17 protein-coding genes are annotated in these 20,800 nt (G+C 74.0%); 10 read left to right on the top strand and 7 right to left on the bottom strand.

Annotation, left to right across the window (positions count from 1 at the left end; genetic code table 11):
• The first annotated feature begins 132 nt into the window (after positions 1–132).
• The 4 genes from galE (at position 133) to BIU90_RS05510 (ending at position 6,012) form a co-directional block, all read left to right on the top strand.
• Entirely contained in the window at positions 133–1,095 is a 963-nt protein-coding gene (gene galE / locus BIU90_RS05525) for a UDP-glucose 4-epimerase GalE (protein WP_071299244.1), read from the top strand.
• Positions 1,096–1,320: 225 nt separating this feature from the next.
• The gene (locus BIU90_RS05520) at positions 1,321–1,641 is read left to right on the top strand and encodes a WhiB family transcriptional regulator (RefSeq protein ID WP_139195129.1); all 321 of its coding nucleotides are present in this window, start codon (positions 1,321–1,323) and stop codon (positions 1,639–1,641) included.
• Positions 1,642–1,768: 127 nt separating this feature from the next.
• Entirely contained in the window at positions 1,769–4,621 is a 2,853-nt protein-coding gene (locus tag BIU90_RS05515) for a glycosyltransferase family 2 protein (protein WP_071299249.1), read from the top strand.
• Positions 4,618–6,012 carry a DUF5719 family protein gene (locus BIU90_RS05510; RefSeq protein ID WP_071299243.1) on the top strand — a complete coding sequence of 465 codons (1,395 nt, stop codon included), beginning with the start codon at positions 4,618–4,620 and terminating at the stop codon, positions 6,010–6,012. The genes BIU90_RS05515 and BIU90_RS05510 overlap by 4 nt, the downstream gene beginning before the upstream one ends.
• A 51-nt stretch (positions 6,013–6,063) precedes the next feature.
• On the opposite strand, the gene BIU90_RS05505 is transcribed toward BIU90_RS05510, so the two are convergent.
• Entirely contained in the window at positions 6,064–6,504 is a 441-nt protein-coding gene (locus tag BIU90_RS05505) for a metallopeptidase family protein (protein ID WP_071299242.1), read from the bottom strand.
• Between the two features lie 56 nt (positions 6,505–6,560).
• On the opposite strand from BIU90_RS05505, the gene BIU90_RS05500 reads away from it, so the two are divergent.
• Both BIU90_RS05500 and ahcY read left to right on the top strand, forming a co-directional pair.
• Complete coding sequence (locus tag BIU90_RS05500) at positions 6,561–6,782, top strand: DUF3499 family protein (RefSeq protein WP_071299241.1); 222 nt, start codon at positions 6,561–6,563, stop codon at positions 6,780–6,782.
• 115 nt (positions 6,783–6,897) lie between these two features.
• Entirely contained in the window at positions 6,898–8,388 is a 1,491-nt protein-coding gene (gene ahcY, locus BIU90_RS05495; protein WP_071299240.1) for an adenosylhomocysteinase, read from the top strand.
• Positions 8,389–8,564: 176 nt separating this feature from the next.
• Here ahcY and BIU90_RS05490 read toward each other — a convergent pair whose 3' ends face one another.
• Complete coding sequence (locus BIU90_RS05490; protein WP_071299239.1) at positions 8,565–9,434, bottom strand: RDD family protein; 870 nt, start codon at positions 9,432–9,434, stop codon at positions 8,565–8,567.
• 69 nt (positions 9,435–9,503) lie between these two features.
• On the opposite strand from BIU90_RS05490, the gene BIU90_RS05485 reads away from it, so the two are divergent.
• Positions 9,504–10,499 (top strand): stage II sporulation protein M, encoded by a 996-nt coding sequence (locus BIU90_RS05485; RefSeq protein WP_071299238.1) that lies wholly within the window; start codon positions 9,504–9,506, stop codon positions 10,497–10,499.
• Between the two features lie 162 nt (positions 10,500–10,661).
• Here the strand turns inward: BIU90_RS05485 and BIU90_RS05480 are convergent, their stop codons facing one another.
• From BIU90_RS05480 to BIU90_RS05460, 5 genes are read right to left on the bottom strand one after another with little or no spacing between them, the layout of a single operon-like run.
• A complete protein-coding gene (locus BIU90_RS05480) occupies positions 10,662–11,996 on the bottom strand; it encodes a DUF58 domain-containing protein (RefSeq protein WP_071299237.1) in 1,335 nt (444 codons plus the stop codon).
• Positions 11,996–12,985 (bottom strand): MoxR family ATPase, encoded by a 990-nt coding sequence (locus tag BIU90_RS05475; RefSeq protein ID WP_071299236.1) that lies wholly within the window; start codon positions 12,983–12,985, stop codon positions 11,996–11,998. The genes BIU90_RS05480 and BIU90_RS05475 overlap by 1 nt, the downstream gene beginning before the upstream one ends.
• Positions 12,982–14,337 carry a DUF4350 domain-containing protein gene (locus tag BIU90_RS05470; protein WP_139195128.1) on the bottom strand — a complete coding sequence of 452 codons (1,356 nt, stop codon included), beginning with the start codon at positions 14,335–14,337 and terminating at the stop codon, positions 12,982–12,984. Before BIU90_RS05470 ends, BIU90_RS05475 begins: the two co-directional genes overlap by 4 nt.
• Positions 14,334–14,975 carry a DUF4129 domain-containing protein gene (locus tag BIU90_RS05465; protein WP_071299248.1) on the bottom strand — a complete coding sequence of 214 codons (642 nt, stop codon included), beginning with the start codon at positions 14,973–14,975 and terminating at the stop codon, positions 14,334–14,336. The genes BIU90_RS05470 and BIU90_RS05465 overlap by 4 nt, the downstream gene beginning before the upstream one ends.
• A complete protein-coding gene (locus BIU90_RS05460) occupies positions 14,972–16,375 on the bottom strand; it encodes a glycerophosphoryl diester phosphodiesterase membrane domain-containing protein (RefSeq protein ID WP_083403730.1) in 1,404 nt (467 codons plus the stop codon). Before BIU90_RS05460 ends, BIU90_RS05465 begins: the two co-directional genes overlap by 4 nt.
• A 143-nt stretch (positions 16,376–16,518) precedes the next feature.
• On the opposite strand from BIU90_RS05460, the gene mtrA reads away from it, so the two are divergent.
• Genes mtrA through BIU90_RS05445 form a run of 3 tightly spaced genes read left to right on the top strand, consistent with a single transcriptional unit; the run spans position 16,519 to position 20,641 of the window.
• Complete coding sequence (mtrA, locus tag BIU90_RS05455) at positions 16,519–17,193, top strand: MtrAB system response regulator MtrA (protein WP_071299233.1); 675 nt, start codon at positions 16,519–16,521, stop codon at positions 17,191–17,193.
• Positions 17,194–17,198: 5 nt separating this feature from the next.
• Entirely contained in the window at positions 17,199–18,860 is a 1,662-nt protein-coding gene (mtrB, locus tag BIU90_RS05450; RefSeq protein WP_071299232.1) for an MtrAB system histidine kinase MtrB, read from the top strand.
• Positions 18,860–20,641: an LpqB family beta-propeller domain-containing protein gene (locus BIU90_RS05445; RefSeq protein WP_083403729.1), complete on the top strand. Its 1,782-nt coding sequence runs from the start codon at positions 18,860–18,862 to the stop codon at positions 20,639–20,641. Before mtrB ends, BIU90_RS05445 begins: the two co-directional genes overlap by 1 nt.
• The last annotated feature ends 159 nt before the right edge of the window (positions 20,642–20,800 follow it).

The raw sequence follows: 20,800 nt of genomic DNA, 5'->3' as shown, positions 1-20,800 counted from the left end.
CCGCCCCGCCCCGCCGCCGCCCCGCCCCGCCGCCGCCGCGCCGCCCCGCCGCGCTGCGGCTTCGCGCACGGGTGCCGCCCTCCGCGCGCGGTCGGACCGGTCCGCCCACCCGGGTCCGCTAGCGTGACCAGCATGAGTTGGCTGGTCACCGGCGGTGCCGGGTACATCGGGTCCCACGTCGTCCGCGCGCTCCGCGCCGCAGGGCTCGACACCGTCGCGTTCGACGACCTGTCGAGCGGCTTCCGGGGCTTCGTCCCGCAGGACGTGCCGTTCGTGGAGGGCACGATCCTCGACGGCGAGCTGCTGGCGAGCACGATGCGGGAGCACGGGGTGACGGGCGTCGTGCACGTCGCGGGCTTCAAGTACGCCGGGGTGTCGGTGGAGCGCCCGCTGCACACCTACGAGCAGAACGTCACCGGCATGGCGACGCTGCTGCGGGCGATGGCCGACGTCGGCGTCGACAAGGTCGTGTTCTCCTCGAGCGCCGCGGTCTACGGCACGCCGGACGTCGAGAACGTGGTGGAGGCGACCCCGAAGGCCCCGGAGTCGCCCTACGGCGAGTCCAAGCTCATCGGTGAGTGGCTGCTGCGCGACATGGAGGTCGCCCGGGGCTTCACCACCACGTCGTTGCGGTACTTCAACGTCGTCGGGTCTGGGGAGCCGGACCTGTACGACGCCAGCCCGCACAACCTGTTCCCCCTGGTCTTCGACGCACTGCTGGCCGGTCGGACGCCGCGCATCAACGGTACGGACTACCCGACGCCGGACGGCACGTGCGTGCGCGACTACGTGCACGTGGCCGACCTGGCGCACTCCCACGCGATCGCGGCCGCCAAGCTCGAGGCAGGGGAGCCGCTCGAGCGGGCCTACAACCTCGGCAGCGGCGACGGCGTCAGCGTCCGGCAGATCATGGACGCCATGGCGCGCGGCACCGGCATCGCCTTCGAGCCCGAGGTGGCTCCGCGCCGCGCGGGCGACCCGGCCCGGATCGTCGCGACAGGTGAGGCAGCGACGCGCGACCTCGAGTGGGCGATGCGCCACACGCTCGACGACATGGTGACGAGCGCGTGGGAGGCACGTCGACGAGTGGCCTGACCACCCGCGCATCGGCGCCCGGGGGATGTGCGTTGTCCCCCGGTCGGCCGACAGAACCGCCGCGACACGCCCGTACGGGGGACATGACACGCCGGAACGGTCAGTGCCTTCTATGATCCGCGACTTGACCTTTGGGAATCACACCGCTGTAATTACAGGCAACGACATCGTCCGACAGGGAACGGGACGGTGCGGACTGAGCGAGGAAACCAAGGGGTGATCAGGGTGAGCGGTTCCGACTTCCACGCCGGAGTTCCGGAAGACTGGCACGTCGACCCCGTGGCGCTCGGCGTCCCCGGCGTCCGTCGTCCGGCGACCGACCAGGACGACGCGCTCGCCTGGCAGGTCGACTCGCTCTGCGCGCAGACCGACCCCGAGGCGTTCTTCCCCGAGAAGGGCGGCTCCACGCGCGAGGCGAAGAAGATCTGCACCTCGTGCGAGGTCCGGTCGCAGTGCCTGGAGTACGCACTCGAGAACGACGAGCGCTTCGGCATCTGGGGTGGTCTGTCCGAGCGCGAGCGTCGGAAGCTGCGCAAACGCGCGTAGCCGCGTGACGTCCAGGAGGCGCGGCGCACGTCCGCCGCGCACCGCGCGGTGATCGTCCCCACAGGTTCACGGCGCGCCGGTCCGCCGGGCTGCCGCCGGGCCTCCAGACCGTAGAGTGTCGCCCGTCATGCAGCCCAGTTCCGCTCAGCCCCGTGTCACCGCCGTCCTGGTCGTCGCGAACGGGGCCGACCACGTCGACCGGACGCTGGCCGCCCTCGCGAACCAGACCCGCCACCCCGAGAACCTGGTCGTCGTCGACATCGGGTCCACCGACGGGTCCACGGCGCAGCTCGAGTTCGGCGGGACCGCACAGCTCACCCGCATCCCTGCGGGTCGGTCATTCGGCGACGCCGTCACGGTCGGGGAGCAGGCCGCGCCGCTCCCCGAGGCGGACGAGGTCGTCGACGAGTGGCTGTGGCTCGTCGGGCACGACAACGCGCCGGCGCCGACCGCCCTCGCCGAGATGCTGGCCGCGGTGGAGATCGCTCCGTCCGTCGCCGTCGCCGGGCCGAAGCTCACGGCGCTCGACGACCCTGCGCGCATCAGGGCGTTCGGCGAGAGCATGACCCGGTTCGGCCGGTCGCTCGGCCTGGTGCAGGACGAGCTCGACCAGGGCCAGCACGACCGCCACACCGACGTGATGGCCGTGGCCGCGGGCGGCATGCTCGTGCGGCGGTCGGTCTGGAAGGCCCTCGGCGGCTTCGACCCCGCGTTGCGCGACGTCGACGCCGCGCTCGACTTCTGCGTGCGCGCCCGACTGGCCGGCCACCGCGTCGCCGTCGTCCCCGAGGCCCGGGCCACCACGGCCGGTCCGGTCGAGGAGTTCGGCCGCGGGAAGCTCTCCGAGGCCCGTCGCGTGCGGCTGCACCGGCAGGCCCAGCTCCACCGCCGCATGACCTACGCGCCCGCCGGGGTCCTGTGGATCCACTGGCTCACGCTCGTCCCCTTCGCGATCGGCCGTGCCGTCGGGCACCTCGTCGCCAAGCACCCGGCGGCGGTGTCGGGGGAGCTCGCTGCCGCGTTCGCCGTCGCCTTCGGCGGGGGCGCGTCCCGGTCACGTCGGTCCCTCGCGCGGACGAAGCGGCTCGGGTGGGGGGCGGTGGAACCCCTGCGCATCAGCTGGCGCCGGGTGCTCGAGCGCCGCACCACGTCCCGCGACGTCGAACTCGCCCGGATCGAGGACGCGCCGGTCGCCCGCGCGTCGTTCCTCGGCGACGGCGGCATCTGGGTCGTCCTGGCGGCGGCCCTGCTCAGCGTGGTCACGCTCTTCCGCCTGCTCGGGTCCCCGGCGCTGACCGGCGGCGGCCTGCTGCCCATGTCCACCACGGTCGGGCAGCTGTGGCAGAACGTCGGCTACGGCTTCCACTCCCTGGGCACCGGGTTCACCGGACCGAGCGACCCCTTCGCCGCCGTGCTCGCCGTGCTCGGCTCCATCGTGGCCTGGTCGCCGTCCACCGCGGTCGTGCTCGTGATGCTGCTCGCCTTCCCGGTCTCCGCGCTCGGCGCCTGGTTCGTCGTGCGCAAGCTGACCACGCGCACGTGGGTGCCCGTGATCGGCGCAGCGCTGTACACGCTCGCTCCCGCGCTCGTCGAGGCCGTCACCACCGGGCACCTCGGCGCGGTGATCGCCCACGTCCTGCTGCCGTGGCTGTTCCTGACGCTGCTGGAGGCCCACCGCTCGTGGGCATCGGCGTCCGGTGCCGCGCTGCTGTTCGCCGGGGTCGCCGCCTCGGCCCCGTCGCTGCTGCCGGTCCTGCTCGTCGGGTGGCTCGTCGCGCTCGCCGCCGGGTGGCGCCACGCCCACCGTCGCGTCTTCATCCCGGTGCCCACCGCCGTGCTCTTCCTGCCGCTCGTGCTCACGCAGGTGGGCCGCGGCAACCTGCTCGGCGTCTTCGCGGACCCCGGGGTGCCCTCGGCCACCCGCGCACCCTCGGCCCTGCAGCTCGCGATCGGGCAGCCCCTGCCGGACTGGAACGGCTGGCTGCAGGCGAGCGCACCGCTCGACCTGGTCATGGCCGCGCTGCCCGTCGCGATGGCGGTCCTGGCACTGCCGGTCGCCGTGGCGGCGATCGGGGCGATGCTGGGGCACCGCTGGTCGGTCGCGGGCACCACGCTGGTGACCGCCCTGCTCGGGTTCGCGACCGCGTTCGCCGCGACCCACGTCACGGTCACCGGGGTCGGCTCCACCACGACGATCGTGTGGCCCGGCAGTGGCCTGAGCGTGTACTGGCTGGCGCTCGGGGTCGCCGCGTGCATCGGCATCGACACCATGCCCCGGCAGGCGCCGGTCGTCGGGCTCGTGGCGACGGTCTTCGCCGGTGTCGCCGTGGCCCCGGCGTTCGCCGCGTTCACGCTCGGCACCGCGGTCATCCAGCCGACCACGGGGCGGGTGCTCAGCGCGTACGTCAACGCCGAGGCGCAGGCCAACCCGGACGTCGGCACGCTCGTCGTCGACCCGCAGTCCGACGGGTCCCTCGCGGTGTCGTTGGAACGCGGTCAGGGATCGACCCTCGACGACCAGTCCACGCTCGACGCGACGGCCCTGTCGCTGAACGGCGCCGGCGAGCGCCTGGCGACCCTGGCCGGCAACCTGGCGAGCCGGAGCGGCTACGACCCCGAGCCCGCGCTGCGGGAGCTCGGCGTGAGCTTCGTGCTGCTCGACGACGCCTCGGACGGTGCGCTCGCGCGGCAGGTGCACGACCGCGCCGCGGGGGCGATCGGCCAGGACGCCCGGTTCACGAGCATCGGCGACACCACGAACGGGCAGCTCTTCCACTACGACGGCACGGTCGACCGCACCCGTGGGGAGTCCGCCGCGACGCGGGCGACGCACGCGCTGTACCTGGTCGTGCTGGGCGTGGTGTTCGGCGCCGCCGCCCTGCTCGCGGTGCCCACGGCGCCGCGCCGCCGCCGGGCGACGTCGAACGTCATCGAGGCCGACGAACCGGCGACCACCTTCGACGAGGAGCGCGACGAATGACCTCCACCACGCGCCGCTGGGTGGTCCGCGGGACCGCCACGGCCATCGCCGTCGTCGTGGCCGCGGGGACGATCGCGGCCGCGCACACCATCGGGACGGCCCAGACCCCGGGCACGCCGGCCGGCCGGACGGTCACCCCCGTCCCCGCCGACGCCGAACGCGTCTGCGCCGGGAGCGCCCTGCGCCTGTCGGACGAGTCCGGGAACGACGCCACGAACGCCAGCACGGTCGGACGTCCGACGATCGCGACCGCCACCACCGGCCAGCGTGTCGAGCGGTCAGACCTGCAGGCCTCGTCAACCGGCAGCAGCGACCCCACGCTCCTGACCGCTCCCGCCGGTGACACCACGCCGCAGGTCGCGGGCTCGAGCTACCAGAACGTCTCCGACGGCGACCTGGTCGGCATCGCCGCGGCCTCGTGCGACGACCCCTCGCAGTCGACGTGGCTCGTGGGCGGGTCCACCGAGACCGGGCGCACCAGCCTGATCACCCTGTCGAACCCGACCGACGTGAACGCGACCGTCGACCTGGGGATCTACGACGCCACCGGGACGGTCAACGCCCCGGGCACGACGGGCATCGTCGTGGCGCCGAACAGCCAGAAGGTCGTGCCGCTGTCGGGCTTCGTCTCGGACCAGGGCTCCACCGTCGTGCACGTCACCTCGTCGGGCGGGCAGATCGTCGCCCACATGCAGGAGAGCGTCGTCCGCACGCTCACGCCGGGCGGGCTCGACATCGTCTCCGGGGGAGCGGCGCCGTCCCGAAACCAGGTCATCCCCGCCGTCGCGCTCCGCGGTGCCCAGGACTCCCAGCGCGGCGACGACACCGCCGACGCCGCCCCCGTCGTGCGCATCTTCGTGCCCGGGACCCGGGCCGCGCGGGTCACGCTCGGCATCACCACGTCGGACGGCGGGGGCACGACGGTCAACACGACCGCCGAGCCCGGGGTCGTCACCGACGTCGCCCTGGACGACTTCCCGGACGGTCGGTACTCGTTCACCGTCTCGTCGACCGAACCCGTCGTGACCGGTGCCCGGACCACCACCCCGACCGAGGGCGACGCCACCGACGTCGGCTGGTTCGCGTCGGCGGAGCCGCTCGGGTCCAGCACGATCACCGCTGTCGCAGCGGGGGACGGCGTGCGGCTGAACCTGGTGAACCCGACGGCGACCGACCGTCGGGTCACCGTCCGGTCGGGTGACGCCCGCCAGCGTGTCGAGGTGCCGTCGCAGTCGACCGCGACCGTGACCGTCGCGACCGCCAAGCAGCTCACGATCACCGGCGCCAGTGGCATCGTCGCGGGCGTCAGCTACGCGGGGGCCGACGGCGTGGCCGGGTTCCCGATCCGTCCTGCCAGCGAGGTCTCGACCCCGGTCCGCGTCTACCCCTGAGGAACGCGGGCAGCGCGGGCGGCGCTGCCCGGCACGCGGGCGGCGGGCCCGTCACCAGTGCCGGTAGCGGTCCGGCGCCAGGTCCCACGGGTCCTTGTCGATGAGCTCGGCCACTGCCCGGAAGACCGCCGTCTCGACGATCACCCGACGGTCGGTGTCGTCCTTCTCCGGGGACCGGGTGAGCCGTTCCACCGGGATCCGGAACACGGTCACGCGCCGCTGGTCGTGCTCGACCCGCCAGCGTGGCATCGCGTCCGGCAGCGCGGCGTCGGTCGGCATGTCCGCGACCTGGAACACGACGCCGTGCAGCTCGTCCGGCCACAGCCCGAGCAGGTAGTGCGCGGTGTCCCCGACGATCCGGTCGAACGCCTCGGCACGGGTGATGACCGGCGCCAGTTCGGGACCGGTGACGCTGGAGCGGTACCCGCGACCGTGCCGGGAGCGTCCGCGGCCACGGTCGACCGGGGTGACGAGGCGGGGCTTGCGGCGCATCCCCACATCGTACGCGGCACGCGCCCCGAGACCGGGCCGGTAGGGTCGAGACCGGGATGGACGTACGGATCTGCAGCAAGGTCGCCTGTGGCGCGAGCGCCTCGGCGACCCTGACGTACGACTACGGCGACTCGATGGTGGTCGTCGGGCCCCTCTCCACCCGCGTCGAACCGCACGGGTACGACCTCTGCGCGCGGCACGCCGCGCGGCTCCGCGTGCCGCAGGGCTGGCACGTCATCCGCCGCGAGCCGCTCCGGCAGGAGCGCCCGGCGGACTGAGCCGGACCGCCGGGCCGACCACCGGCACCGGTCCTGCACTGTGCCGGACGGGAGGCCCGGTGCGGGCCCGCACCGCCCCTCCCGTCCCGCAGGTGCTGCGTGCCAGACTGACGGCATGGACACCCGGACCCAGACCGCACCCTTCCGCGTGGCCGACCTCACCCTCGCCGAGGCCGGTCGTCACCAGATCCGCCTCGCCGAGAACGAGATGCCGGGACTCATGGCGCTCCGCGAGGAGTTCGGCGCATCGCAGCCGCTGGCGGGGGCGCGCATCGCCGGGTCGCTGCACATGACGGTGCAGACCGCGGTGCTCATCGAGACGCTGACCGCGCTCGGGGCCCAGGTCCGCTGGGCCAGCTGCAACATCTTCTCCACGCAGGACGAGGCCGCGGCCGCCGTCGCCGTCGGTCCCACGGGCACGCCGGACGCCCCCGCGGGCGTGCCGGTGTTCGCGTGGAAGGGCGAGACCCTGCGTGACTACTGGTGGTGCACCAGCCGCATCTTCGACTGGAGCGACGAGGCCGCGGCCGCCGGCGACACGGCTGTGCCCGTTTCTTGGCGTGGCCCGAACCTGATCCTCGACGACGGCGGGGACGCGACGATGCTCGTGCACACCGGCGCCGACGCCGAGGCCGCGGGGGCCGTGCCGGACGCCGGCGACGACGCCAGCGCCGAGTACCGGATCGTCCTCGAGACGATCGCCGCCTCGCTGCAGGAGTCGCCCGACCGTTGGACCCGCATCGCCGCCGAGGTCGAGGGCGTGACCGAGGAGACCACCACGGGCGTGCACCGCCTGTACGAGCTGTTCCGGACGGGCGAGCTCAAGTTCCCGGCCATCAACGTGAACGACTCCGTGACGAAGTCGAAGTTCGACAACAAGTACGGCATCCGGCACTCGCTGCCCGACGGCCTGAACCGCGCCACCGACGTGCTCATCGGCGGCAAGGTCGTGTTCGTCGTCGGGTACGGCGACGTCGGCAAGGGCGCGGCCGAGGCGCTGCGCGGCCAGGGTGCGCGGGTGATCGTCAGCGAGGTCGACCCGATCTGCGCGCTGCAGGCCGCGATGGACGGGTACCAGGTCGCCCGCCTGGCGGACGTCGCGGACCAGGTCGACATCGTCGTCACCTGCACCGGGAACCTCGGCGTCGTCGGGGTCGACGACATGCTGGCGCTCAAGCACCTGGCGATCGTCGCGAACGTCGGGCACTTCGACAACGAGATCGACATGGCCGGGCTCGAGGCACTGGCCGGCGCCGAGAAGGTCGAGATCAAGCCGCAGGTGCACGAGTGGCGGCTGCCGACCGGGCGCTCGATCCTGGTGCTGTCGGAAGGGCGACTGATGAACCTCGGCAACGCGACCGGGCACCCCTCGTTCGTGATGAGCAACTCGTTCACGAACCAGGTGCTGGCGCAGATCGAGCTCCACACCCGACGCGACGCCTACCCGACGGGGGTGTACGTGCTGCCGAAGCACCTCGACGAGAAGGTCGCACGGCTGCACCTCGACGCGCTCGGCGTGCAGCTGACCACGCTCCGGCCCGAGCAGGCCGCGTACATCGGTGTGCCGGTCGAGGGCCCGTTCAAGCCCGACCACTACCGCTACTGACGCGCGCGGGCGGGGGCGCGGGCGGCGGGGCGGGCCGGTCCGCGGCCGGGCCGTCCGCGGCCGGTCCGCGTTCGCACAACCAAAGGCAATCGACACCGCGTGATTGCGTGGTGTCGGGTGCGTTCGGTTGTGCGAACGCACTCGGCGCCGCCGCCGCGGGTCGCCGCGGCCGCACGTCAGCGCGGGAAGCCCGGCGGCCGGGCCGTGGCCGTGGCGGCAGCGGCGGCGAGCGTCTGCGCGCGGGTCACGAACGCCTGCCGGTCCCGGCCTCGGCGGAGCACGACGACCCCGGCCAGGAAGTCCTCGGCGGGCACCGGCGGCACGGGGTGGGCGTACTCGGCGACCTCGGCCGCGAGCGCGATCGCCGTGGCCTCGCGCGCCGCGGGCTGCACCGTCGCGGCACCGCGGAAGAACGCCCCGAGCCGGTTCTCGAGCCGCTGGGGCAGTGCCCGGACGTCGGCGACGGACGCCCAGCCGACCAGGGTCGGCGGCAGGAGCACGATCGGGTCGCGGGTCCGGGGGAGGCGCTCGTGCTGCACGACGGTGCCCGCCAGCAGGTCACCGAGCCGCCGCGGGCGGGAGCCGAACAGCGCCACCAGCAGCGCGACCGACCCGAGCGTGCCCCACAGTTCCAGCAGCGCCACGAGCGCACGGGTGAACGCGTGCCGGAAGGCCACGGCGCCCCCGTCGAGCCGCACCACCCGGGTGCCGAAGGCGTACCGGCCGACGCTCTTGCCCCGGGTCACCGTCTCCAGCGCGGCGGGCACCAGCACGAGCACCACGACGAGTGCCGCGATCTGCGCGGCGGGCGCCCACGCCTCGTCGAGCCCACGCGGCCAGACCCGGGCGAGCCCGATGAGCAGCATGACGTACAGCACCACCAGGCAGAGCCCGTCGAGCAGGGCAGCGCCCAGTCGGAGCACGATGCCAGCGGGCAGGACGTCGAGCGCCACGGCCTCGCCGACGACGAGTTCGTCGCCCGTGTCGTCGAGCGTCCGGACGAAGCGGACGTCCCTCAGGTCGCGGTGCGGTCGTCGCTTCGGCATGGGACCATACTGGCGGAAGGACCACCACGAGGACGAGGGGCCCGACCGCACCGACGAGGGGGAGCACCGATGGACCTGGACGCCTACGCCGAGGTCCACCGGGACGACTGGCGCGAACTCGACCGCCTGGCCGCGCGCCGCCCGGCCTCGGGCGCGGACGTCGACCGGCTCGTCGGCGCGTACCAGTCCGCGGCCACCGACCTCGCGCGCATCCGTGGCCTGTCCCCGCGGTCGACGACGGGGGACCGGCTGTCCCTGACGCTGCACCGCGCCCGGCTCCGGTTCACCGGTACGCCCACCGATCCGCTCACCGCGCTGGCCGTCTTCTTCGGCCGAGCGCTGCCGGCAGCGCTGTACCGGATCCGGTGGGTCACGATCTGGGTCGCCGTCGCCACGGTCCTCATCGCCGGCATCACCGCGGTCTGGATCGCCTCGACGCCGGGCGCCGTCGCCACGTTCGGCACCGACGCCGCGCTCCGACAGTACGCCACGCAGGACTTCGTCGACTACTACTCGGACCACGGCCTCGGGGCGTTCACCGCGCAGGTCTGGACGAACAACGCCTACATCGCCGCGAGCATGGTGGCCTTCGGGATCACCGGGCTCTTCGTGCCGTACTCGATCGTGCAGAACGCGCTGAACCTCGGCGTCTCGGCCGCGATCATGCACTCGCAGGGCCGGCTCGGGGACTTCTTCCTGTACATCGCACCGCACGGGCAGCTCGAGCTGTACTCGATCTTCCTGGCCGGCGGTGCGGGACTCATGATCGCCTGGTCGTGGATCGCTCCGGGTGCCCGGACGCGTGCGCAGGCCCTCGCCGAGGACGGCCGGGCGCTCATCACCGTCGCCATCGGACTCGTGCTCACGCTCCTGCTCTCCGGCATCGTCGAGGGCACCGTGACCCGGCAGGACTGGCCGTGGCCGGTGAAGATCGGGATCGGGACGGTAGCCCTCGCCGCGGTGCTGTCCTACCAGTGGGTCGTCGGCGGCCGCGCGGCCCGGGCCGGCGAGCGCGGCGACGTCGAGGAGTTCGACCGCGGCGCGTCGCAGATCGTCGCCGGCTGAGCGGACGCCTCCGCCCATCGCACCCCGCGGCGGACATCGCACCCCGGTGCGCCGGGGTGCGATGTCCGTACCGGGGTGCGACGCGGCCACCCGCGCCCGCCGGACGCCCACGCGCCCGCCGGACGCGCGCGCCGGACGCCCCCGCCGACGTACCGGAGCCGGTCAGAGCCTCCCGGCTGCCTTCGCGCGCAGGTAGGCGTCGGCGACCGCCGGTGGGACCTGCTCGGGCGTGCCGCGCACGACCTCCGCTCCGGACCGCCGCGCCACGTCGGCCACCCCGTCCGCGTCCAGCAGCGTCCGCTCCGCGGCGGCGCGGCGGTACACGTCACGGCCCGCGGCCGACGTGACGCCCGGGAGCGCACGGCCGTGCCGGTCGACCTCGGCGCCGCGCGCCATCGCGGTGACGGCCGGGTCCTCGACCGCCGTGACCACCACGGCGTGCCGACGCGCCAGCGCGGGCAGGACCGCGAGCAGGTCGCCGGAGGCACCGACGGAGTCCAGGCTCGTGGCGAGCACGACGAGTGACCGCTGCGTCGTCACGGCGTCCACGAGCGCCGGCACGGCCGCCCAGTCCGTCGCGGCCAACCCGGGTTCGGCCAGCGCCAGTGTCTCGCCGAAGCGCTGCACGACGTCCACGCGGGTCGCACCGTGCACCCGGCCGCGCACCCGGTCGTCGACGACGGCCAGGTCGACCCGGTCGCCGGCCGCCGCGGCCAGGGCCCCGACGAGCAGCGCCGCCTCGATCGCGGTGTCGAGGCGCGGTTCGTCGCCCACGCGACCCGCTCCGGCACGGCCGGCGTCGACGACGACGATGACCCGTCGGTCGCGCTCCGGGCGCCACGTCCGCACGACCAGGTCCTGCCGCCGGGCCGTCGCCCGCCAGTCGATCGACCGGACGTCGTCGCCGCGGACGTACTCGCGCAGCGAGTCGAACTCGGTGCCGTGGCCGCGCAGCTGCAGGGTCGTCTCGCCGTCGAGCTCGCGGAGCCGGGCAAGCCGCGAGGGCAGGTGCCGCCGCGACCGGAACGGCGGCGTGACCACGAGTTCGGCGGGCGCGTCGAGCACCCGCTGCCGTGCCGCGAGGCCGAGCGGACCGAACGCGCGGACGGCGACGCCCGCGCTCCGCCGACGGCCGCGGCGGAAGGGGGCGAACTGCACGCGCGCTGCCCGGCGTTCCCCCGACGGCACGGTCAGACGGCTCCGCCCCGGGCGGTGCCCGGCGGAGGGCTCCCACATGTCGCGGACCACGGCGCGCACGGGGCGTCGGCCCGCGTTGACGAGCACGAGCGTGCCGTCGGCCACCGTGTCCCGTCGTGCCAGGCGCGGCATCCGGCGCTCGACCTGCACGGCGCCCAGGTCCGCCGCGAGCACCACGTCGACAGCGGCCGCGACGAGCACGACCGCGATCCACGCCAGCCCCGCCCACCCGCTCGCCAGCAGCACGGTGGGCACGACGGCCACCGCGAGCAGCACCACGAAGCGCCCCGAGATCGCCACTAGATCGGGACCCGCACCTGCTCGAGCACCTGCTGCAGCACGCCGTCGGCACCGATGCCCTCGAGCTCGGCGTCCGCGGCGACCCGCATGCGGTGCCGCCAGACCGGCAGCAGCATGGCCTGCACGTGGTCGGGCGTGATCGCGTCGTACCCGGTGAGCCAGGCCCAGGCCTTCGCCGCCGCGAGCAGGGCCGTGGCGCCGCGCGGGCTCACCCCGACGCGGACCGACGGTGCCGCACGGGTCGCACGGGCCAGGTCGACCACGTACGCCAGCACGTCGTCCCGGGCACCGACCGCGCGGACGGCGCGCTGCGCGGCGAGTACCTCGTCGACACCGACCACGGGGGTGATGCCCGCGGAGCGCACGTCGCGCGGCGAGAACCCGTCGGCGTGCCGTCGGAGCACCTGCCACTCGACGTCACGCGGCGGGACGTCCAGGGTCAGCTTCATCAGGAACCGGTCGAGCTGCGCTTCGGGCAGCGTGTACGTGCCCTCGAACTCGATCGGGTTCATCGTCGCTGCCACGAAGAACGGGTCGGGCAGCGGCTTCGGCGACCCGTCCACGCTGACCTGTCGCTCCTCCATCGCCTCGAGGAGCGCCGACTGGGTCTTCGGCGGCGTGCGGTTCACCTCGTCGGCGAGCAGTACGTTCGTGAACACGGGGCCCTCGCGGAACGGGAAGGTCCCCGTCGAGGCGTCGTACACCAGCGACCCGGTCACGTCGCCGGGCATCAGGTCCGGGGTGAACTGGATGCGCTTCGTGTCGAGCGACATCGCCGCCGCCAGGCTCCGCACCATCAGGGTCTTCGCGACGCCGGGGACGCCCTCGAGCAGCACATGCCCCTGCGCGAGCAGACCGACGATCATGCCGGAGACTGCCCCTTCCTGTCCGACGACGGCCTTGCCGACCTCGGCGCGGACCCGCCCGAAGGCGTCGCGGAGCGCGGCAGTGTCTGCCGTGGCGCTCGTCGTCGTGGTCTGGTCGGTCATGGTCGTCCTCCTGGGCGGCGGTCGGTCGGCTGGTCCGGTGTCGGTCCGGTCCGTGGGTGGGGTGACGGGCCGGGCTGCGGTCCGTCCGTGGGCTGGTCCGGTACCGGACGGGAGGCCCGTGGTGCGTCCCCGGCGACGGCGCGCGTCACGGCGCGCTCGAGTTCGTCCAGGGCCGCGGCACCGTCGACCAGGGCACGGTCGTCGGCGGTCGTCCCGCCCACGAGCACCTGGCCGAGGGCCGGTGCCGGTCGGCCGGTCACCGTCGCCGCGCGCTGGACCACCGCGTCGACGTGCGCGGACCGGCCCAGCCCGAGCGTGCGGGCGAGGCGCCGGACAGCGGCGATGCGCAGGGTGTCCAGGGCGTGCGTCCGGTCACGGGTGCGGGCGTAGAGGCGTGCACGGCCTTCGGTGGTCTCCGCGGCACGGACCACCACGGGCAGCTGCTCCACGACCAGGGGCCCGAGCCGACGGCCACGCCAGACGGCTGCGGCCACGGCGACCGCTGCCAGCATCACGATCGCGCTCGGGATCCAGGGCGGCGCGAGCTCGCCGAGGGACGGTGCCGCGTCCGCGCTGCCCGCCGTCGGCACGTACCAGGTCAGCCGGTCCTGACCACCGAGCAGGCCGAGCGCGAGGGCGGCGTTGCCCGCGGTCGTGATCGTGTCGTTCCGGAACGCGTCGGTCGTGCCGACGAGGGTGACCTCGCCCGCCTCGGTCGGGACCTGCACGAGCCCCCACGCCCGGTCCGCGCCGCTGCCGGTCGGTGCGCAGCGCACGGCGTCCCGGTCCCGCACGGTGTAGGCGGTGCCCGATGTCGAGACGGTGCGGGCTGCAGCCGCGGCGGGGATGTCGCAGGACGCGGTGGAGACCGTGTCGCCCGGCGCCACCTGTGCTGCCGGGGTCGCCTGGGTCCCGAACGCCTCGAGCACCGCGTCGTTCGTCGTCACGAGGACGACGTGCGGCGCCGTGCGGGCGATGCGCCGGGCGACCGCAGGGGCGAGCACCCCGGCGGAGTCGTCGACGAACACCGTGCCGGTCGTCGTGTCCACCCGGTCGACGTCGTGCACGACGTCGACCTCGGTGCCCTGCTGCTCGAGGACCCGCACGAGCGCCTGCGCGCCGCTCGCCCGTGGCGACCTCGGGTCGAGCGGGGTCTCTGCCGCCGGGGCACCGCCGCCGATCGCAGCGGTGAGGGCCGCCAGCAGCAGGGCGATCAGCACGATCGCCACCCAGAGACCGAGCCGCAGACCACGCCCCTCGCGCGGCGGCGGGGTCGGCGAGCGGTCCGTCGCGCGGTCGGCCCCGTCCACCGCAACCGACGTCACGGCACCCGGTGTCGCCGTCCTGCTCATGCGGGCACCGCCGGACCGGTCGTCCGCTGCGGCCGCGTCTCCTGCACCGCTCGGGCCGTGTCGAGCACCGACCGGGCAGCTGCTTCGTCCGCCCGCCGCCCGAGGTACCGGACGGCGTCGAACGTGCTCGCCGCGGTGTGCAGCGCATCGACGAGGGTCGGGAAGGGCGTGCTGGCGCGGACCGCGATCGACCGGGCCGTGGCACCGGGGACGTCGGGCACCAGGTCGCGCTCACCGAGGCCGCGGGCGAGCGCCCGGTAGCCCTCGAGCACGGCGGCGTCGTGGTCGCCACGGGCCAGGGCTGCTCGTGCCGCTGCGGCGATCTCGGCTGCCGAGCGCAGGTCGTCGTCGTCCAGGACCCCGCCGACCCGGTCGGCAGCCAGACGTGCGCGGCGGTGGGGCAGGCCGCGTGCGACGACGACGAGCACGACGACGGCGACGAGCACCACGATCGCGATGACGAGCAAGGTCCGGCCGAAGCCCTCGGAGCCCAGGCCGTCCGGCCGGAGCGACCCGAGCCAGTCGAGGAACGCCTTCGAGGCCCGGTCCCACCACGTCGCCTGCGCGCCGCGGTACTCCGGCTTCGCCAGCTCGTGTTCGAGCAGGCGGCGGGCCTCGTCCGGCGTGACGCCGGTCATCCGTGCTGGCCGGGGTGGGGCGGACCCCACTGCGGCGGCTGGTTCGTCTGCGGCGGTCCCCACTGCGGCGGCTGCTGGCCGGTCGGCTGCCCACCCCACGGTTGCTGGCCGTATGGCTGACCGCCCCACGGTTGCTGGCCGGACGGCGGTCCGCCCCAGGGCTGCTGCTGGCCGTACGGCTGGCCGTTCCAGGGTTGCTGGCCGGACGGCTGCCCGCCCCACGGCGGGCGGGCCACCGGTTCCGCCGGAGCGAACGGGTCGCTCGGCCGGCCGGTCTCCAGGTGCGCGGCGATGCGTTGGTCCAGGGCCTCGGTACGGATCCGCCGGTCGATCGCCAGGAAGGTGGTGACCGAGGCGCTCAGCACGTCGGTGACACACTGCACGGCGATGACGAGCAGGCTGCCGACCACGAGCGCGATGACCGCGCCGACCGAGGTCCCCGACGACGCGCCGGTCTGACCGAGCGGGTCGAACACCCCGGACACCAGCGTCGCACCGAGGGAGAGCGGGACGCTGGCGATGCTCGCGGCGACGCCGAACGCGACCTGGACGAGCAGGAGGATCCCGAACGTGCGCCAGAACGCGCCACGCGTGAGGCGCCAGGACTGTGCCGCGGCGGCGAACACCCCGCGGCCCTCGAGCGCGATCGTCGGCACCGTGAAGGCGAACCGGGTGCTCAGGAACGCCAGCACGACGAAGAAGCCGAGGACCATCCCCACGATGCCGAGCACGAAGACCGCCACCGTGCCACCGTCGTTCGCGGTCGCGGCGCCGATCAGCCCGAAGAAGACCAGGACGAAGAGCACGCCGACGACGGCGCCCGCGGCGAGCTGCAGCAGGATCCACCAGAGCACGCTGAGACGGCGGCCGGCCAGGAGTGCCCAAAGCCCGCGGAACGTGCCGCGGCGTCCGAGCACACGCTGCCCGGTGTCGACCGCGACCGGGGCAACCAGGAACCCGCGACCGAGGTAGGCCAGGAACGGCACGGCCACGGCGATGACCAGGGAGAGGGTGAAGCTGCCGGCGATGACGCTGTCGGCATCGCGACCCCCGTCGAACGCGGAGAGCATCCGGTCCTGCAACGACCGCTGGCCGAAGGTCGTCACCAGGGTCGAGACCAATCCGAGCACGCCGGAGAGCAGCACGGCCCACAGGACCAGCACGCGGGGGTTCCGGCGGAAGACGGTGAACGCGCCGGCGAGCACGTCGCCGACGCCCAGCGGGCGGAGCGGGATCACCGGACGCTGCCCGGTCGACGCCGGGGGCTGCTCGGCGGGCCGTGGTGGCTCGGTGGGTCGGCCACCCTGCCACGGGGGCGGCGTCGGTTGCCGGGTCGGGCCTCCTGGCCGGTCGTCCGGACCGCCGGACGCCCCCGGGACGCGCCACTCGTCGTCAGCCATCGGACTGCCCCCTCACGTCGGCCGCGCCGTCGTGCGCGGACACGACCATCCTGGCGCAGAACCCGGCCTGACGGGGCCTCGGCTATCGTGAACGCAACGTGCCTGCCCGGGTACGTCCGCGAGCCCTCCGGAGTCCCATCACCATGACACCGCGCATCCTCGTCGTCGACGACGACCAGGCCCTGGCCGAGATGATCGGCATCGTCCTCCGTTCCGAGGGCTACGAGCCGGAGTTCAGCGGCGACGGCAACGACGCCGTCGACGCGTTCCACGCCACCAAGCCCGACCTGGTGTTGCTCGACGTCATGTTGCCGGGCATCGACGGCATCGAGGTCTGCCGTCGGATCCGTGCCGAGAGCGGCACGCCGATCATCATGCTCACGGCCAAGGGTGACACGTCCGACGTGGTCGCCGGGCTGGAGAACGGCGCCGACGACTACGTCGTGAAGCCCTTCAACCCGAAGGAGCTCGTCGCCCGCATCCGTACCCGCCTGCGACCCGCGGCGTCCGACGCGGCCGTGCTGCACGTCGGGGACCTCACCGTCGACGTCCCCGGGCACGAGGTGCGCCGTGGCGACGCGGTGATCGCCCTGACCCCGCTCGAGTTCGACCTGCTGCGGGCGCTCGCCGAGAAGCCGAACCAGGTCTTCACCCGCGAGATGCTGCTCGAACAGGTGTGGGGCTACCACTACAAGGCGGACACCCGACTGGTGAACGTGCACGTCCAGCGGCTCCGCGCGAAGATCGAGCACGACCCGGACAACCCGCGCATCGTGACGACCGTCCGCGGTGTCGGCTACCGCGCCGGGGGAGCCTGACCACCGTGCCGCCGTCGCCGTCCGCCTCGACGGGGTTCGGCCGCCTCCGCCGTCGGCTCCGGCACTGGGCGCGACGCGCGTGGCGGGCGTTCGCCTTCCTGTGGCGACGCTCGCTGATGTTCCGGTCGGTGGCGATCACCGTCACCACGACCGGCCTCGCCGTCGCCGTCATCGGCACCGCGGTGATGCTGAGCATCTCCAGCAACGTGTACGCGCAGCGCCGCGACCAGATCGAGGCGGAGTCCGCGCGCGCCACCAACGTCGCGCAGGGCATCTTCGACGCGGCCACCGCGGCCGAGGACAACAACCAGTCCGAGCTCGAGACGCTGCAGAACGAGGCGCAGCGGGCGATCCTGTCGAACACCACCAGCCCGGGCGGCACGAGCATCGCGATCGAGCGCTCCCCGAACCAGTCCACCCCGCAGACCCTGCAGAACCGCGCGAGCCAGTACTTCCCCGACGCCGTCATCACCGACGAGCTCCGGAAGGAGGTCGGCAAGGACACCGGTCGGCTGCACCTGCAGCCCGTGCAGCTGGACGACGGCGGCCGGCGCGAACCCGGCATCGCCGTCGGTTCGACGCTGCAGGTGCCGAGCGCCGGCCAGTACGAGCTCTACCTGGTGTACGACCTGTCGGACGCCCAGAAGACCCTGGACTTCGTGTCCCAGACGCTCTCGATCGGCGGCGTCGCGCTCATCGTGCTCATCGCCCTGGTGACGTCACTCGTCGTGCGGCTGGTCGTCGTGCCGATCCGCGGCGCCGCCGAGACGAGCCGGAAGATCGCCGCCGGACGGCTGGACGAGCGCATCCCGGTGCGCGGGCAGGACGACGTCGCGACGCTCGCCCGGAGCTTCAACGGGATGGCGGACGCGGTCAGTCGACAGATCACCCAGCTCGCCGAACTGTCCCGCGTGCAGCAGCGCTTCGTCTCCGACGTCTCCCACGAACTCCGGACGCCGCTCACCACGATCCGGCTGGCCGGCGACGTCCTCTACGACGCGCGGCACGCCTTCGAGCCGGCGGTGGGCCGCTCCGCCGAGCTCATGCACGACCAGATCGAGCGCTTCGAACTCCTGCTCTCCGACCTGCTGGAGATCTCCCGCTACGACGCGCAGGCCGTGGAGCTCGAGACCGAGGCCGTGGTGCCGGCCGCCCTGACCACCGACATCGTCGACGAGTTCCGGCCCCTCGCCGAACGGGCCGGCGTCGAACTGCGCCTGGCGACCCCCGGCGGGCACACCACGATGCAGCTCGACGGTCGCCGCATCCGCCGCATCCTGCGGAACCTCGTCGGCAACGCCATCGAGCACGGCGACGCCAAGCCCGTGCACGTCGTCGTCGACAGCGACGTCCGGACGGTCGCCATCGCGGTGCGGGACCACGGCGTCGGGATGCCCGCCGAGGACACCGCGCGCGTGTTCGACCGGTTCTGGCGGGCCGACCCCAGCCGCAAGCGCACCATCGGCGGCACCGGGCTCGGCCTGGCGATCAGCCTGGGCGACGCGAAGCTGCACGGCGGGCGCATCGACGTGTGGTCACGGCCGGGCGAGGGCTCGGCATTCGTGCTGACCGTCCCACGGCGCGGGCAGGAGCCGACCGCGACCTCCGCGATCCGGTTGCCCGAACTCGACGAGCCCTACGACGGCCCACGAGAGGACCCGAGCTGATGCCCAGACCGTCCACCACCGGCCGAGCGGGCCGCGTACGCGGCGCGGCCCGCTCACGCGCCGCGGCCCGCTCACACGGCGCGGCCCGCTCACGCGCCGCCGGCCGCGTGCGCGGCGCCCTCGCCGTCCTGCTCGCCGCCGTCGCGCTCGTCGCGGTGTCCGCCTGCGCCGCGATCCCCACCGGCGGCGCGGTCCGCACCGGGCAGAGCCTCAAGGACGACGCGGTGTCCGGCGTCGACTTCCGGCCGAGCGCCCCCGAACCCGGCGCCGGGCAGAGCGCGATCCTGCGCGGGTTCGTCAACGCGGCGACGGGTGCCCAGGACAACTACGCCGTCGCCCGCGAGTTCCTCAGCGACTCCTTCGCCCAGAAGTGGAACCCGCGGCAGAGCACCACCATCCGGCAGGGCGACGGCGATGTCGAACAGGTCGGTGACCGCGAGCTCACGTACACCCTCAGCGCGAGTGCCACGGTCGACAGCGACGGCGAGTACACCCAGGCCGTCCGGCCCACGTCCTCGACGCTGACCTACCAGTTCACCAAGCAGGACGGGCAGTGGCGGATCAGCTACGCACCGGACGGCATCATCCTGACGCCCGCCAGCTTCGGGCAGGTCTTCCAGCCCCACGCGCTGTACTTCTACGACCCCACGTACCGCTACCTGGTGCCGGACGAGCGCTGGTTCCTCGCCAGGTCCTCGACGTCGACGCGCATCGTCAGCGCGCTGCTCGCCGGACCCGCCGACTGGATGAAGGGCGCCGTGCTGTCCTCGTTCCCCGAGGGCACGCAGCTCTCGCTCAACGCGGTGACGGTCGACAACGGCAGCGCCCAGGTCGACCTGTCGATCGAGGCGCTCCGCGCGAACACGGTCGACAAGGTCCGGATGCGTGAGCAGCTGGCCCGGTCGCTGTCCTCGGTCGCGACGATCTCCTCGGTGACGATGACGAGCGAGGGCGCCACCTTCTCGGTGCCCGACTCCGGTGGCACCAGCGCCGTCGTGAACCCCGACGTCGACCCGCGTCCGCTCGTCGTCGCCGGCTCAGCCGTGGGGAACGCGGCACCGGGCACCGGCGACGTCGCCAAGCTCGGCGGCGGCATGAGCGACGCCATCGCCGCACTCTCGCCCCGCTCCGTCGCCGTGACGGCGTCCGGCACCGACGCCGCCGTCGGCGATGACGACGGTGTCTTCGTCGTGCAGAGCGGCAAGAAGCCGCTGCGCCTCGACGCCCGGCCGGGCCTCGTGCCGCCGTCCATCGACGACCAGGGCTTCGTCTGGGCCGCCCAGGCGAGCGCCCCACGGTCGGTCGTCGCGTGGAGCTTCCGCGGTGAACAGCACCCCGTGTCCTCGACCCTGCCGGACGGGCAGCTCGTCTCGTTCCAGGTCTCCCGCGACGGCACGCGCGCGCTCGCACTCATCGACGCGGACGGCGGTCCCGCCCTGTACGTGATGGCCATCGTCCGCGACTCCGACGGCACGCCCACGGCGCTCGGGTCCCCGGTCCGGCTGCAGGCGGCCGACGGGACCGCCGTCGCCGCCACGTGGGTCACCGACCTCGACGTCGCATCGCTCGGGCAGACCGCGAGCGGACCGACCGTCGTCCGGTCGACGATCGGCGGCCAGGCCACCGACCTGCAGAAGCCGGACGGGAGCGCGACGCAGATCGTCGGCGGCAGCGGTGGAGCCCTGTTGCTGCGCATGTCCGACGGCCAGGTGCTGCAGTCCGCCGGCGGCGGGTGGGACCGGACCGGCATCACGGCCTCGGTGCTCGGCACGCAGCGCTGACCGTCCGGTCCCTCCTCCACCGCGGCGCCGAGACGTGGTCCCGTCCACAGGTCGGGCCGCCGTTCCGCGGCCAGGCGCTCCGGCCGGGAGGCTCGGTGCATGTCCACGACACCGCCACCGCCCCACAGGCGGTCCATGCCTTCCTGGTCCTCCTGGTCC

It is taken from the genome of Curtobacterium sp. MCBA15_001 (genome assembly GCF_001864835.1).
Taxonomy (GTDB): domain Bacteria; phylum Actinomycetota; class Actinomycetes; order Actinomycetales; family Microbacteriaceae; genus Curtobacterium.
This window is presented reverse-complemented; position numbering and strand designations above follow the sequence as displayed.

Bases quoted from the DNA above. Each gene is read 5' to 3' on its own strand.
- BIU90_RS05515 (WP_071299249.1), top strand. From the start codon at position 1,769: ATGCAGCCCAGTTCCGCTCAGCCCCGTGTCACCGCCGTCCTGGTCGTC.
- galE (WP_071299244.1), top strand. From the start codon at position 133: ATGAGTTGGCTGGTCACCGGCGGTGCCGGGTACATCGGGTCCCACGTC.
- BIU90_RS05460 (WP_083403730.1), bottom strand. From the start codon at position 16,375: ATGGCTGACGACGAGTGGCGCGTCCCGGGGGCGTCCGGCGGTCCGGAC.
- BIU90_RS05485 (WP_071299238.1), top strand. From the start codon at position 9,504: ATGGACCTGGACGCCTACGCCGAGGTCCACCGGGACGACTGGCGCGAA.
- BIU90_RS05465 (WP_071299248.1), bottom strand. From the start codon at position 14,975: ATGACCGGCGTCACGCCGGACGAGGCCCGCCGCCTGCTCGAACACGAG.
- BIU90_RS05490 (WP_071299239.1), bottom strand. From the start codon at position 9,434: ATGCCGAAGCGACGACCGCACCGCGACCTGAGGGACGTCCGCTTCGTC.
- BIU90_RS05475 (WP_071299236.1), bottom strand. From the start codon at position 12,985: ATGACCGACCAGACCACGACGACGAGCGCCACGGCAGACACTGCCGCG.
- BIU90_RS05445 (WP_083403729.1), top strand. From the start codon at position 18,860: ATGCCCAGACCGTCCACCACCGGCCGAGCGGGCCGCGTACGCGGCGCG.
- BIU90_RS05500 (WP_071299241.1), top strand. From the start codon at position 6,561: ATGGACGTACGGATCTGCAGCAAGGTCGCCTGTGGCGCGAGCGCCTCG.
- BIU90_RS05510 (WP_071299243.1), top strand. From the start codon at position 4,618: ATGACCTCCACCACGCGCCGCTGGGTGGTCCGCGGGACCGCCACGGCC.
- mtrA (WP_071299233.1), top strand. From the start codon at position 16,519: ATGACACCGCGCATCCTCGTCGTCGACGACGACCAGGCCCTGGCCGAG.
- BIU90_RS05505 (WP_071299242.1), bottom strand. From the start codon at position 6,504: ATGCGCCGCAAGCCCCGCCTCGTCACCCCGGTCGACCGTGGCCGCGGA.
- ahcY (WP_071299240.1), top strand. From the start codon at position 6,898: ATGGACACCCGGACCCAGACCGCACCCTTCCGCGTGGCCGACCTCACC.
- BIU90_RS05470 (WP_139195128.1), bottom strand. From the start codon at position 14,337: ATGAGCAGGACGGCGACACCGGGTGCCGTGACGTCGGTTGCGGTGGAC.